Here is a 14,545-nt window from a genome sequence, read left to right on the forward strand (position 1 = left end):
CCGCAGCAAACTAACGCTATCCGCGCCATGAATTCAACAAGTCAGACGGCCCCAGGCACTCCGTCACCATCTACACGGCGGCCAAAGGCTCGATCTTGATTCCGCCGCGAACCTTCACCATTTCATCAACATGCGGCCCGTGCATTAACCCGGGTTCGATTACGAGGAAATGACATGAACGCTCGCGTTCTCGACGGCGATATCATCACCAGCAGGCTCGAAGACGTCCGCGCCTATGAAGGCGTGCGCACGCGGCGCATTCTCGCCTTCGTCATTGATTATTTCATCGTCGCGCTGCTCACCATTCCATTCGCGATCCTGGTGTTCCTGTTCGGGCTGTTGACGCTCGGCCTCGGCTGGATGCTGTTTTCCATACTCGTGCCGGCCGTCGCCATCCTCTACATCTGGAACACGCTCGGCAGTAAAGACCAGGCCACCACCGGCATGAAGATGATGGGCATCCGGCTCGACCGGCTCGACGGCAGCCGCATCGACGGGCTGACCGCCGTCGTGCATTCGGTGCTGTTTTGGGCCGGCAATGTCATCCTTTCGCCGCTGGTCCTGCTGGTGAGCCTGTTTTCCGACCGCAAGCGCACGCTGCACGACCTGCTGCTCGGCACCGTCGTCAGCCGCAGCGGCCGCTGAGCAGACTTTTGAAGCGCGGCCGCAGCCTTTGCGCACAAATGTGAAGACGTCCAATCAACCAGGCTTTCACAATCCTGTTGAATTTTTCGGCGTCCGCGCCAAAGGTAGAGCGATTCGCAGGAGTGTTTCCAAGGCTCGATGACGCAGCACCCGACCCAGTCGCCGCAGTTCTTTCTGACCGCGCCCTCGCCATGTCCCTATCTCGAGGGCCAGTTCGAGCGCAAGGTGTTCACACACCTGGTCGGCGACAAGGCCCCCGAGATGAACGATCTCTTGACGCAGGGCGGTTTCAGGCGGTCGCAGAACATCGCCTACAGGCCGGCCTGCGAGACCTGCCGCGCCTGTGTGTCGGTGCGCATCCTGGCGCAGGAATTCACCGCCAGCCGCAACTTGAAACGGGTCATACAGCATAATTCGGATCTGGTCGGCGCCATGCACGACGCCGAACCCTCCACCGAACAGTATTCGCTGTTCCGCAGCTATCTCGACGCCCGCCACCGCCGTGGCGGCATGTCAGACATGACCGTGCTCGACTACGCCATGATGGTCGAGGATACCCATGTCGACACCAAGGTCATCGAATACCGTCGCCGCGGACCTGACAGCTTCATCACCGGCAAGGGCCAGGGCGAGCTTATCGCCGTGGCGCTCACAGACAAGATGGCCGATGGCCTGTCGATGGTCTATTCCTACTTCAACCCGGACTTCGAGGACCGTTCGCTCGGCACCTTCATGATCCTCGACCACATTGCCCGCGCCAGGGCGATGGGCCTGCCCCATGTCTACCTGGGTTACTGGGTCAACGGCTCGCGCAAGATGAATTATAAGATGCGCTTCCAGCCGCAGGAGCATCTCGGCCCGAAAGGCTGGGAACGCTACAATCACGAAGCGGTTTCGCGCTGATCTTCGCTTTCGGTATTCACTCTTAAATTGTTTCGAGGAGGATGCCGCTGGGCTTCCGGCCGATCGGCTGGAAAACCGGGCGGTCAATTTTGCGCCTCCAAGCCTACGCGAGAATTGCCGCATGTCTTCCCACAACGACCACCAGAGAGGCCTTCTGATCACCGCCATCGGCGGGCTGACGCTGACCGTCGACATTCCGCTGATCCGGCTCGCCGACGGCGAGGCGTGGACGATCCTGCTGTTGCGCACCGGCACGACCTTCGTCGCCACGCTTATCATCTGGGCCGCCTGGCGCTCGCTGAGCGCAAAGGCACCGCAGCTTGTGCCGGGCTGGTCAGGGCTCATCGTTGCCGGCCTCTACGGGCTCGGCTCGATCGCCTTCATCACCGGTGTCTACAATACCTCGACAGCCAATCTCGTTTTCATCCTGGCGTTCACAACCATGTTCGCGGGCCTTTTGTCATGGCTGTTCCTGAAGGAGGCCACGGCCCCTGACGCTTGCAGCGCTGGCACTGATGATCGTCGGCGTGACGATCATTGTCGGCGATTCCGTTGGAACCGGACATCTCTTCGGCGACCTGATGGCGCTATGCTCGGCTTTCATGATCGCCGCGGCCATCACCATCTCGCGCGCCAGCGGCAAGGATATGGGCTTCACCGCGCTGATCGGAGTGGTCCTGCCGCTGGCCGTCGCCACCCTGATGGTTTCCAAGGTGGGTTTTCACGTCAACGCGCCATGGTGGATCGTCTTCAACGGTGCCGTCATCATGCCGATCTCGTTCTTCTGCCTCGCCAACGGCCCGAAATACATCTCCGGGCCGGAGGTGGCGATGTTCTACCTGCTTGAAACCGTACTGGCGCCGGTCTGGGTGTGGATGATCTTCGCCGAAACACCGTCGGGCAACAGCCTGATCGGCGGCGCGATCCTCATCATGACCTTGATCGGCCATTCGCTCTGGCAGTTGCACGAGGGGCGCAAGCGCCGCGCCACGTTCGCCGTCAGTCACCCGGCCTGATTCTTTTTCGCGGCGGCGCGTCCGGCGACAATTTCGATCTGCGGCGGTGCGTCATCGTGCTCCGCCGGTTCGGCGGCAGCGAGCTCATCGGTCAGTTCCACTTCGCGCAGCCATTCGCGCCAGATTGCGACCAGCAGGGCCATCAGCACCGGGCCGATGAACAGGCCGAGAAAGCCCATTGTCTTGACGCCGCCAATCAGGCCGAAAAAGGTTGGCAGGAAGGGCAGCTTTATCGGCCCGCCGACCAGCTTCGGGCGCAATGTCTTGTCGACGATGAAGAGTTCGACCGCGCCCCAGATGAACAGCGCCAGCCCCGCCATCGGCGAGCCGCTGGCGGCGAGATAGATCGACACCAGCGTGAAGGACAGCGGTGCGCCGCCGGGAATCAGCGCCATGATGCCGGTCAGCGCGCCGAGCGTCACCGGCGACGGCACGCCGGCCAACCAGTAAGCGATACCCAGCACCAGCCCTTCGCCGATGGCGATAACGGTCATGCCGGTCACCGTCGAGGAGATTGTCGCAGGCACCACGCGTGAGATCCGTTCCCATCTGGCCGGCAGGATGCGTTCGCCGAGGCGATCGACCTGTCCGGCGAAATGCTCGCCGTCGCGATAGGCGAAGAACAGCGCGATCATCATGAATAGCAGCGTCAGCAAAAGGCCGAAGGCGCTGCCGCCGGCGGCAAGCACGCCGCGATAGATGCTGCCGATATTGGCGCCACTGATCAGCTGGATCAGTTCGCCGATACCGCCGGGGTGGCCAACGTTGACCGTCCATTGTTCATTGAGCCATTCGCCCACCACGGGCATGGTGGCGATCCAGTGCGGCGTCGGCGCACCGTAGCGGTTGGTCTCTATCGCCCAGTTGACCCACTCGCGCACCTCATTGATGGCGTAGGTGCCGGCAAGCGCGATCGGCACCACCAGGAAGGTCAGGATGAACAAGATCGCAAGCGTCGCAGCGATGGTGCGGTTGCCGCCGACGCCGGCGAGCAGCCGCCGATAGAGCGGCCAGCTGGCGAAGGCGATAACCAGGGCGGCAAGAACCGGGAACAGGAAGCCGTGGAAGAAATAAACGCCGGCGGCAACGATCAGCACCAGGAGCCAGCGCGCCGCCGACAGCGGCGGAATGACAGCGGCCCTGAGCGGCGTCGACAGGCCAAACAGACGCTGCTGCCGCTCCGGCTTCTGGATCCTGACTTCCTTCAAGCGGCTACCTCTCCCTGGCCCATCGTATCGCTTATGCCCTGATATAGTGCAGCAATCGTGACGACATTCCAAATGTTTGGGTGGAGCTGCTAATCTCCCCCCTTGAGGGGGAGATGTCGCCGAAGGCGACAGAGGGGGTCGGGACGTCCTGACGCGACCTTACCACGAACAAAGGAGGCTGGCGCTTCATGCGCGGGGACCCCCTCTGGCCTGCCGGCCATCTCCCCCTCAGGGGGGGAGATTACCGCTTCACCCGAACTTGCCCGTGCGCGGAAAGCCCTTCGGCACCATGCGGCCGGCCGAGGCGCGGGCGCCGATCCATTCGGCAAGCTCGTCACGCGATTTGGTGAAGGTGCGGTCTGCCGAATCCTGCCAGGACAGGCCGCTTGCGAGCGTGAAGGTCTTGAGGTCGAGGACGCCACCATCTTTGTATTTCTGCAGGCGCACGCCCTTGCCGCGCCCCATCTCCGGGATCTCGGCCAGCGGGAATACCAGCATCTTGCGGTTCTCGCCGACAATGGCGAGATGGTCGCCGGCGACGCTCACGCAGCGCTGGGCTTCGTCGGGCGCCTTGACGTTCATCACCTGCTTGCCCTTGCGGGTGTTGGCGACGACTTCTTCTTCCGGCACGATGAAACCGTTGCCGTCATGCGACACCAGCAGCAGCTTGCGCTTGGGATCATGGACGAAGGCGGTGACGATATCCTGGTCGTTGTCCATGTCGACGATGATGCGGATCGGCTCGCCGTGGCCACGCCCACCAGGCAGCCGGTCGACGCCGATCGTGTAGAACTTGCCGCCGGTGGTGAAGACCAGCACCTTGTCGGTCGTCTGGGCGTGGAAGGCGAGCTTGAGGCTGTCGCCTTCCTTGAAGGTCAGGGCCGAATGGTCGGTCAGATGACCTTTCATGGCCCTCAGCCAGCCCTTTTCCGAAACGACGACAGTGACCGGCTCGCGCTCGATCATGGCATGGGCGATATCGGTCAGGTCATGTTCGGGCGCATCGGCGAACTCGGTCCGGCGCTTGCCGATCTCGGTCTCCGGTCCGAATTTCTCACGGATGCTGGCGACTTCCCACTTGATCGTCGCCCACTGTTTGGCGTCGGATGCGAGCAATGCCTCGATCTGCTTCTTCTCGCCGCTCAGGCCGTTGAATTCCTCACGGATCTCGAATTCCTCGAGCTTGCGCAGCGCCCTCAGCCGCATGTTGAGGATGGCTTCGGCCTGGGTGTCGGTGAGTGACCAGCGGGCCATCATCACCTGCTTGGGCTCGTCCTCCTCGCGGATGATCCTGATCACCTCGTCGATGTTGAGGTAGGCGATCAGATAGCCGGCGAGGATCTCCAGCCGCCTCTCGATCTCGCCGAGGCGGTGCTTGGAGCGGCGGATCAAGACGTCGCGGCGGTGCTCAAGCCACTCCTTGAGCACGCCTTTCAGTGACAGCACGTTCGGCACCTTGCCGCGCGACAACACGTTCATGTTGAGCGGAAAGCGGCTTTCGAGCTCGGTCAGCTTGAACAGCGATTCCATCATGATGCCGGGATCGACCGAGCGGCTCTTCGGCACCAGCACGACGCGGATGTCCTCGGCGCTCTCGTCGCGGATATCCTCGAGCAACGGAAGCTTGCGCGCCATCAAGAGCTCGGCGATCTTTTCGATCAGCCGGGCCTTCTGGACGCCGTAGGGGATTTCGGTGACGACTATGTTCCAGGTGCCCCTCCCCTGGTCCTCCTGGCTCCATTTCGCCCTGACGCGGAAACCACCGCGACCCGTTTCGTAGGCTTCGAGGATCGAGGCTCGGCTGTCGACGATGATGCCGCCGGTCGGGAAATCCGGACCTTGCACGAAATCCATCAGCTTGGTGACGGGCGCATCCGGATGATCAATCAGGTGAAGCGCGGCGTCGCAGAGCTCGGCCGCATTGTGCGGCGGGATCGAGGTCGCCATGCCGACGGCGATGCCGGACGAGCCGTTGGCGAGCAGGTTCGGGAAGGCGCCGGGCAGCACGGCCGGCTCCTCGTCTTCCTCGTTGTAGGTCGGGCGGAAATCGACGGCGTCCTCGGTGATGCCTTCCAGCAGCAGCGTCGACACTTCGGTCATGCGCGCTTCGGTGTAGCGCATGGCGGCGGCGTTATCGCCGTCGATATTGCCGAAATTGCCCTGCCCGTCGACCAGCGGGTAGCGCATCGAAAAATCCTGCGCCAACCGCACCAACGCGTCGTAGATCGACTGGTCGCCATGCGGATGGAATTTGCCCATCACCTCGCCGACGATGCGGGCGCATTTGGCAAAGCCCTGGTCGGGGTTGAGCCGCAACAGACGCATGGCATGCATGATGCGACGATGCACCGGCTTCAGCCCGTCGCGCACGTCTGGCAGTGCCCGGTGCATGATGGTCGACAGCGCGTAGGCGAGATAGCGCTCTTCCAGCGCCTTCTTCAGATCGACCGGCTCGATATTGTCGCCGCCGCCACTCTCGGGCGGCAAAAGCCTTTTTCCCATGGGCTGGCACTAGCCGAGCGGGTGATTCGCGGCAAGAGGCACCGGTATGCATCCTCCTAAAGCGAGTCGCATTCGACCGGCCCCATGCGACGCTTTAGGTCCTTGTTTTGATACATGCCGTTATCGCAAAACCCGCTGCACACTTTTGCGCGACATCCATTATGCAACAGGAATTGGAAGCGTCACGACGCCGGCCAACATCAACCCGTTACATCCTGCTTCTATCGCAAGGCTGATGGATCGGGTTTGCCTTTGGCCGCGATTTTCGACCATTGTGCCGAGGCCCGCCTTTTTCCGGTCCAGTTCGTCACCGAATGGTGACGACGCGACGATTTGAAAAGAATTTCAGGACACTCTCAGGGGAGCTCTCGATGACGATCAGACACTCGACACTTATTAAAAGACTGGCTTTTTCGACCTTTTTGCTGACGCTGCCGCTGAATGCGGCGTTCGCGCAGGATACCGCGGTCGCCGACCGGCTGAAGGTTGCCCTCGCCGCGCAGGGTGTCGACCTCTCCTGGACCGGAGTAACCGGCGACACCTCCAGCATGGTTCTGCAAGGCGTAGCGGTCAAACCGGCGGCCGAAAAGGAGGCGCTCAAGATCGGCGACGTCAAGCTCGAAGGTGTGACCGAAGCCAATGGCGGCTATCAAATCGCGACCGTATCGACGTCGCCGTTCGAACACAGCGAAGATGGCGTCACGCTCAATCTCAGCCCCTTCGTCATCCACGACATGACGGTTCCGGCCGAAGGCGCAAGCGGTCCGCTGGGCTCGCTGATGATGTACAAATCGGCCGAGCTCGACAACATGACAGTCAAAGTGGCTGACAAAACTGCTTTCTCGATGGACGGGCTTGCCATCGCAATCACGCCGCCGGCCGACGGCAAGGCCATGGCGTTTTCCGGCACTACGGAAAAATTCGCTGCCGACCTGACCCTGGTCGAAGATCCGAAGTCCAAGGAAGTCATCAACGCGCTCGGCTACCAGAACATATCAGGCAATCTTGAGATGGAAGGAACCTGGCAGCCTACCGACGGCAGGATGGACTTGTCGAAATACGAAATATCGGTCGACAATGCCGGCACGCTCGGCATGACCTTCGATCTCGGCGGCTACACGCTGGACGTCATCAAATCACTGCAGGAGATGCAGAAGAAGATGGCAGCGCAGCCCGAAGGCGCCGACAATTCGGCGCAAGGCATGGCCATGCTCGGGCTGCTGCAGCAGCTTTCGTTCAACAGCGCCTCGATCCGCTTCGACGACGATTCGCTGACCAAAAAGCTGCTCGATTATGCCGGCAAGCAGCAAGGCATGTCCGGCAAGGACATCGCCAACCAGGCCAAGGCGATCGTGCCCTTCGGCATGGCGCAGCTCAACAATCCGGAACTGACCGCGCAGGTTTCGGCCGCGGTCAACAAATTCCTCGACGACCCGCAAAGCATCGAGGTCTCGGCCGAGCCGCCGGCAGCGGTGCCGTTCGCACTGATCATGGCGGGCGCCATGTCCAACCCGCTCGACCTGCCGAAAACGCTTGGCGTGACGGTTACAGCAAACGAAGACTGATCGAGACAGGCTTCAAGCAAAAAGCCCGGCAGCGATGCCGGGCTTTTTTATGAATCAACAGCACCGGTTCGGAGCGTTTTCTAAACCTCTTTCTTCGTCGCCACCACGCGCAGCGACAATTCGCGAAGCTGCTGCGGGCTGGCTTCCGACGGCGCGTTCATCAACAGGTCGTAGGCCTGCTGGTTCATCGGAAACATGGTCACTTCGCGCAGGTTCCTCGCGCCGACCAGAAGCATGACGACGCGGTCGATGCCGGCTGCCATGCCGCCATGCGGCGGCGCGCCATACTGGAAGGCGCGATAAAGGCCGCCGAAGCGCTCTTCGATGGTCGCGCGGTCCAGCCCGACGGTTTCGAAGGCCTTGACCATGGTTTCGGGCAGATGGTTGCGGATGCCGCCGGAGGCGATCTCGAAACCGTTACAGACCATGTCGTACTGGAACGCCTTGATGCCGAGCAGATCCTCGCCGTTAAGCGCATCGATGCCGCCTTGCGGCATCGAGAAAGGATTGTGCGCGAAATCGATCTTCTTCTCCTCCTCGTTCCATTCGAAGAACGGGAAGTCGACGATCCAGCACAATTCGAAGCGGTCGCGGTCGACAAGATTGAGCTCCTCGCCGGCGCGGGTGCGCGCCGCTCCCGCGAAGGAGACGAACTTCTTCGGATCGCCGGCGACGAAGAAGGCGGCATCGCCATCCGCAAGGCCGAGTTGTTGTCGGATCGCCTCGGTGCGCTCCTCGCCGATGTTCTTGGCCAGCGGCCCGGCGCCTTCAAGCTTCTCGCCCTCCTTGCGCCAGAAGATGTAGCCGAGGCCGGGCTGGCCCTCGCCTTGCGCCCATGAGTTCATGCGGTCGCAGAAGGCGCGCGACCCGCCGGTCTTGGCCGGAATGGCCCAGACCTCGGCCTTCGGATCGTTGGCAAGGATGTTGGCAAATACCTTGAAGCCGGAATCGCGAAAATGGTCGGAGACGGCCTGCATTTCGATCGGGTTGCGCAGGTCCGGCTTGTCGGTGCCGTATTTGCGCATGGCGACATCATAGGCGATGCGCGGAAACTTCTGCGTCACCGGCTTGCCGGCGGCAAAGGTCTCGAAAACGCCTCGCATTACCGGCTCCATGGTGCTGAACACGTCCTCCTGCTCGACGAAGCTCATCTCCACGTCGAGCTGGTAGAATTCACCCGGCAGACGGTCGGCGCGCGGATCCTCGTCGCGGAAGCACGGCGCAATCTGGAAGTAGCGGTCGAAGCCGGACACCATGATCAGCTGCTTGTACTGCTGCGGTGCCTGCGGCAGCGCGTAGAAAGTGCCGGGGTGGATGCGCGACGGCACCAGGAAGTCGCGCGCCCCTTCTGGCGACGAGGCGGTGAGGATCGGCGTCGAGAATTCGGTGAAGCCCACCTCGCCCATCAGCTTGCGCATCTCGGCGATGATTTTCGTGCGCGCGACGATGTTCTTGTGCAGCGTGTCGCGGCGCAGGTCGAGAAAACGGTATTTGAGGCGGATGTCCTCCGGATAATCCGGCTCGCCGAAGACCGGCAGCGGCAATTCCTTGGCCGCCGACAGCAACTCGATCTCGCGGGCGAAGATTTCGATCTCGCCGGTCGGCAAATTGGGATTCACGGTGTCGGCGAGGCGCGCCTTGACCTCGCCGTCGACGCGGACGACCCATTCGCCGCGCAGGGTCTCGGCGATCTTGAAGGCCGGCGAATCCGGGTCGGCAACGATCTGGGTCAGGCCGTAATGGTCGCGCAAATCGATGAACAGCAGGCCGCCATGGTCGCGCACGCGATGCACCCAACCCGACAGGCGAACGGCGGAGCCGACGTCGCTTTTCCTCAACTGGGCACAGGTGTGGCTGCGGTAACGATGCATTGTCATTCTTAAAGTCCGGATGTTGGGTTGCGGCCGAGGCATGATGGCCCAGCCTGAAAATTTGCGCGAAAAGCACATGAGAGGGTGCATTTGTCAAGGCGAGCGGCAGCCGGGTCGAGTTCGCGTTCTTCCCGCCCCTATCTCACCGGCATCAATTTGTGCTCGAGGCGTCAATCTGAGTTCGCTGCTCTGTGCCGGCAGTTCAACTATGCACTCATCCCTTGACCCCGCCCGCGGTGAGGCCGGAGATGATCTTGCGCTGGAAGATCAGGACAAGGACGACGAGCGGCACGGTGACGATCACCGATGCGGCCATGATGTTGCCCCACGGGATCTCGAATTGAGAGCTGCCGGAGAGCAGGGCGATGGCGACCGGCACGGTTCGCTGCTCATTGCTGGAGGTAAACGTCAGGGCGAAGAGGAACTCGTTCCACGCACCGATGAAGGCGAGGAGCCCGGTGGTCGCCAGCGCCGGCCACATGAGCGGCAGGAAGACGCGGCTGATGATGATCCAGGGCGTGGCGCCATCGAGGATCGCAGCTTCCTCCAGTTCGATCGGCAGGTCGCGAACGAAGGCGGTGAGCACCCAGACGGTGAACGGCAAGGTGAAGATCATGTAGGACAAGATCAGCGCGAACGGCGAATTGTAGAGGCCGAAGGTGCGGATCAGCTCGAAAAGACCGGCAAGCACCGCCAATTGCGGGAACATCGAAACGGACAGGATAGTGAGGAGCAGAGCCGAGCGGCCGCGGAAGCGGATGCGCGCCAGCGCATAGGCGGCGGTGACGCCCAGGAACAGCGAAATGACGACAACGGCGCTCGAGATGAACAGCGAGTTCACGAGGTTGCGCAGGAAGGTCCCCTCGGTGAATACGGTCCTGTAGTTGCTGAAGGTAATCGTCGTCGGCCAATAGTCGATCTGGAAGAGCGCCGTCCCCGATTTCAGGCTGGTGATGATGGCGTAGTAGAACGGGAACACCGCGACGACGACGATAACGGCGACGAGGAGGTAGAAAGCCGTGCGCTTGACGATCCACATGGTCAGTAGTCCCCCATGATCAATAGTCCTTGTCCAGTCTTATCCGGCCGAGCCAAAGAACGAGCATGGTCAGCAGAGCGAGGATGAGGAAGAGCAGCGTCGAGGCGGCGGAGCCGTAGGCAAACTTATCGAACTCAAACAGGCTCTCGCGGGCAAACACCGACATCGACTTGGTATGTATGTTGTTTGGCGTAAGCACGTAGATCAGATCGAAGATGCGCAGGGCGTCGAGACCGCGAAAGATCATGGCCACCATCAACGCCGGTCGGATGAGCGGCAAGGTGATCTTCCAGAAAATTCTCCACGCGCCGACGCCGTCGAGCTTGGCGACCTCGTAGATTTCTTGCGGAAGCATCTGGAGGCCGGCGAGAATGAGAAGCGCCATGAAGGGGGTCGCCTTCCAGATGTCGACAACAAGGACGGCGACCATCGCCGTGTCGGCGCTGGCCGTCCAGGCGATCTTGGTGCTGATCAGGCCGAGCTTGAGCAGGACGTCGTTGATGATGCCGAACTGGTCGTTGAGCATCCACTGCCACATTTTCGCCGAGACGATCGTCGGGATCGCCCAAGGGATGAGGATCGCGGCGCGCACGATGCCGCGGCCGCGAAACTTGGCGTTGAGCACCAGCGCGACGATCATGCCGAGCACCGTCTCGCAGGTCACCGAAATCACCGCGAAGCGCACCGTGTTCCAGACGGCGCGCCACCAGACCGGATCGGCGAGCAGCCCGTCATAAATGACGCGGCCGCTCGGCATTTGCAGGACGGAGAAATAGTTGGCGAAGCCAACCCAGCGGCGGGCTTCGAGGTCGGCGAGCGAGGCATCGGTGAAGCCGAAATAGATCGTGCGCGTCAATGGCCAAGCGGCGACGGCGGCGAGCACGATGAGCATCGGAGCAAGCAGCAGCCATGCCGAGCGCACACGCTGACGCGCCAGCAGCGAGCCTGAGCGCGGCGAGGTCACCAGGCGGTGCCCTTGAGCCTGGTCAAGGAGAACTCCAGATCGGCAAGGTTGTCGGCGGCCGTGCCCTCGCCGGACATGGTGTTGTGGACGGCGGTCCAGAACTCGCTCGATGCCTCATTGTACCTGGTCTTGGCCTGGGCCGAGGGACGCGGCACCGCGTTGAGGACGACTTCCTTCCAGCGCGGAATGACCGGCTGCGCGCCGGCGATGTCGGCATCGTCATAGAGTGCCTGGATGGTCGGCAGATATGCCCCCTTCAAGGCGCGGTACTTCTGCATCTGAGGCGAGGCGATCCATTTGACCAGCTCGATCGCTGCATCCGGGTTCTTCGAATATTTGGAAACCGCGAGATTCCAGCCGCCAAGCGTTGCTGCCGGGCGCGCGCCCTCACCCGACCCCGGCGGCAGCGTGGTCACCTTGAACTTGCCTTTGATGGGGGAGCTTTCGCTGTTGCCAAGCGCGTAGGCGTAGGGCCAGTTGCGCATGAAGACGGCGTTGCCGGTCTGCCAGACGCCGCGCGACTCTTCTTCCTGGTAGGCCAGAACGCCGGGCGGCGAGATGGTTCCCACCCAGCTCCTCGCCATTTCCAGCGCCGCGGCTGCTTGCGGATTGTTGATGGAGATCGTGCCGTCCGGCTCGATAATCTGGCCGCCGCCGTTCGACTTCACCCATTCGAGTGCATCGCAGGTCAGCCCCTCATAGGCGTTGCCTTGGAAAACGAAACCCCACATGTCCTTGTTGCCGGCCGCGCGCTCCTTGTCCATGACAAGCTTGGCGGTATCGGCAAGTTCAGCCCAGCTGGCCGGGACCCTGGCGCCGTATTTGTCGAGGAGATCCTTGCGGTAGTAGAGCGCCGGAGCGTCGGTGAATATCGGCAAGGCGACGAGCTTGCCGTCCACGGTCTGCGATTTGATGATCGATGGGAAATGGGCGCCAACGACATCCTTGGTCGCTTCGGTCAGGTCGATGAACTGCCTTGCAAGCTGGGGGGCCCAGATGATGTCCGTTTGATAGACGTCGACGTCGCTGCTTCCGGCGGCAAGCCAGAGCCGGTATTGGTCAAACTGGTCCGTCGCCGAGGGAGGCAGCGGAACGACGCTAACCTTGTTGCCGGTCTTTTTCTCGTATTGATCGAGGATCTCGCGAAGGATTCTCTGGCCGTTGCCGGTATCTCCGGACACCATGGCGAGGTCGACTGCCCGCGCCGGCCCGGCCGCCAGAACTGCGGCCACGGCAAATGCCGCAAATGCGGAATGAAATTTCATGATGGCGGACCTCCCTTTGGAGCTTCAGGCCGGGCAGCAGAAACGACGTCGATGCCTGACACCGTCTCCGCACACCGGCAGCTCACAAGACGCGTATTCGCCCACCAGCACTGAACTACAAAGATACGCCTTGGTTCCCAACACGGAGGGTCCGGCGCCACGCGGTAGCCCCCGGCTGGCCCCAACGCCACCTGGAATTGCCGCTGGCATTGGCGAAGGCGATGGTTCAAGAAGGATCAACGACAGGCTTTCCTTCATGTCCTCCATCCGCCCGCTGATCCCCCTCCTGATCGCCGCCGGCATCCTGCTCGGCGGCAACGGCCTGCAGAGCACGTTGATTGCGCTGCGTGGTGCGCAGGAAGGTTTTCCCGCTTCCTCGATCGGCCTGATGGGCACGTTCTATTTCGCCGGCTTCCTGCTCGGCTGCCTTGCCGTGACCCGCATCATGAAATCCGTCGGCCATGTGCGCGCCTTTTCGGCACTCGCGGCGATCGCCTCGGCGGGAACGCTGCTTTTGGTGCTGGTCATCGATCCGGTGATGTGGTGCGCCGTGCGCTTTGCCGGCGGGTTCTGCTTTGCCGGCCTGTTCACCATCATGGAAGCCTGGCTGAATTCCGGCGTCACCAACACCGACCGGGCGCGGGTGCTTGCCATCTACCGGATGGTCGACATCGGCTCGGTGACGGGCGCCCAGTTCCTGATCCCGATCTTTGGCGCCGGCGGCTTTGCCATCTTCGCCATCATGTCGATGATGATCACCGTTTCGCTGGTGCCGGTTTCGCTCGGCGACCGCTCCAATCCGACGCCGCCGGAAGACGTCAAGCTCGATTTGGCGCGCGTCTGGCGGATCTCGCCGCTCGGCTGCTTCGGCTGTATCGCCGTCGGCGTCACAAACAGCGCCTTCCGCACCCTGTCGCCGGTCTATGCCGAGCAAATCGGCATGTCGGTCGCCGACGTCGTCACCTTCGTCAGCGTCGGCATTTTCGGCGGCGCCATCATCCAATACCCGCTTGGCTATCTCTCCGACCGCTGGGACCGGCGCTCGGTGCTGCTGATGACCACGTGCTGTGCGATGGTGGCGGCACTGGCGCTGGCATTCGTGGCAGGCGGCAGCCCGTTTCTCAACTTCCTGCTCGTCTTCATCTTCGGCTGCTTCGCCATGCCGCTTTATTCGTTGTCAGCGGCGCATTCCAACGACCGCGCCGACAAGGGCGAGTTCGTGCTGATCAACGCTGCCTTGATGCTGTTTTATTCCTTCGGCGCCATCGGCGGGCCGTTCGCAGCCTCGACGGTGATGCAATTTTTCGGGCCGAGCGCGCTGTTCGTGTTCAGCGCCACCGTCTATGCGATCTTCGTGGCCGTCATCCTTTACCGGATGCAGGCGCGCTCCGCCGTGCCGGCCACCCATCGCAGCCGTTTTACGGCGCTGTTGCGCACTTCGACGGTTTTTGCCCGGTTGGCGAAGCGGAATGCCGATCCCGATGAACCCGCAAAGCCTGGATAGAGGTGCTTGCGCTTGACGAAAGCGCGCGCGGCTGAAATTGAAAGAGACCCTATCCCTTGCCAA

10 protein-coding genes and 1 pseudogene are annotated in these 14,545 nt (G+C 62.0%); 5 read left to right on the forward strand and 6 right to left on the reverse strand.

Going from position 1 to position 14,545, the window contains the following annotated elements:
- Window positions 1-174: 174 nt before the first annotated feature.
- The 3 genes and pseudogenes from NKI29_RS11640 to NKI29_RS11650 all read left to right on the forward strand — a co-directional run bounded on the left by NKI29_RS11640 (window position 175) and on the right by NKI29_RS11650 (window position 2,564).
- Window positions 175-645 carry an RDD family protein gene (locus tag NKI29_RS11640; RefSeq protein ID WP_352786384.1) on the forward strand — a complete coding sequence of 157 codons (471 nt, stop codon included), beginning with the start codon at window positions 175-177 and terminating at the stop codon, window positions 643-645.
- 138 nt (window positions 646-783) lie between these two features.
- On the forward strand, window positions 784-1,548 hold the full coding sequence (locus tag NKI29_RS11645; protein ID WP_352456566.1) for an arginyltransferase: 765 nt from the start codon (window positions 784-786) through the stop codon (window positions 1,546-1,548).
- Between the two features lie 121 nt (window positions 1,549-1,669).
- Window positions 1,670-2,564: pseudogene (locus NKI29_RS11650) on the forward strand (DMT family transporter).
- Here the strand turns inward: NKI29_RS11650 and NKI29_RS11655 are convergent.
- Together NKI29_RS11655 and parC are read right to left on the reverse strand one after the other, a co-directional pair.
- Window positions 2,552-3,772 carry an AI-2E family transporter gene (locus NKI29_RS11655; RefSeq protein ID WP_352621043.1) on the reverse strand — a complete coding sequence of 407 codons (1,221 nt, stop codon included), beginning with the start codon at window positions 3,770-3,772 and terminating at the stop codon, window positions 2,552-2,554. The pseudogene NKI29_RS11650 and the gene NKI29_RS11655 sit on opposite strands and share 13 nt — an antisense overlap.
- Before the next feature lie 249 nt (window positions 3,773-4,021).
- Window positions 4,022-6,274, reverse strand: coding sequence for a DNA topoisomerase IV subunit A (gene parC / locus NKI29_RS11660; protein WP_352700278.1), 2,253 nt, complete (start codon window positions 6,272-6,274; stop codon window positions 4,022-4,024).
- A 371-nt stretch (window positions 6,275-6,645) separates the two neighbouring features.
- Here parC and NKI29_RS11665 point away from each other — a divergent pair, with 371 nt between their 5' ends.
- A complete protein-coding gene (locus NKI29_RS11665; RefSeq protein ID WP_352571484.1) occupies window positions 6,646-7,839 on the forward strand; it encodes an aq_1923 C-terminal domain in 1,194 nt (397 codons plus the stop codon).
- An 80-nt stretch (window positions 7,840-7,919) separates the two neighbouring features.
- Here the strand turns inward: NKI29_RS11665 and aspS are convergent, their stop codons facing one another.
- From aspS to NKI29_RS11685, 4 genes are all read right to left on the reverse strand, one after another.
- A complete protein-coding gene (gene aspS / locus NKI29_RS11670) occupies window positions 7,920-9,710 on the reverse strand; it encodes an aspartate--tRNA ligase (protein WP_352571505.1) in 1,791 nt (596 codons plus the stop codon).
- 214 nt (window positions 9,711-9,924) lie between these two features.
- Entirely contained in the window at window positions 9,925-10,749 is an 825-nt protein-coding gene (locus tag NKI29_RS11675) for a carbohydrate ABC transporter permease (RefSeq protein ID WP_352571485.1), read from the reverse strand.
- Window positions 10,750-10,768: 19 nt separating this feature from the next.
- Window positions 10,769-11,641 carry a carbohydrate ABC transporter permease gene (locus NKI29_RS11680; protein WP_352571506.1) on the reverse strand — a complete coding sequence of 291 codons (873 nt, stop codon included), beginning with the start codon at window positions 11,639-11,641 and terminating at the stop codon, window positions 10,769-10,771.
- Between the two features lie 68 nt (window positions 11,642-11,709).
- Window positions 11,710-12,978 (reverse strand): ABC transporter substrate-binding protein, encoded by a 1,269-nt coding sequence (locus NKI29_RS11685; RefSeq protein WP_352796301.1) that lies wholly within the window; start codon window positions 12,976-12,978, stop codon window positions 11,710-11,712.
- A 256-nt stretch (window positions 12,979-13,234) separates the two neighbouring features.
- Between NKI29_RS11685 and NKI29_RS11690 the strand changes: the two genes are divergently transcribed.
- Window positions 13,235-14,482: an MFS transporter gene (locus tag NKI29_RS11690; protein WP_023674455.1), complete on the forward strand. Its 1,248-nt coding sequence runs from the start codon at window positions 13,235-13,237 to the stop codon at window positions 14,480-14,482.
- Window positions 14,483-14,545 lie beyond the last annotated feature (63 nt).

Source organism: Mesorhizobium sp. M0678 (assembly GCF_040320505.1).
GTDB lineage: Bacteria > Pseudomonadota > Alphaproteobacteria > Rhizobiales > Rhizobiaceae > Mesorhizobium.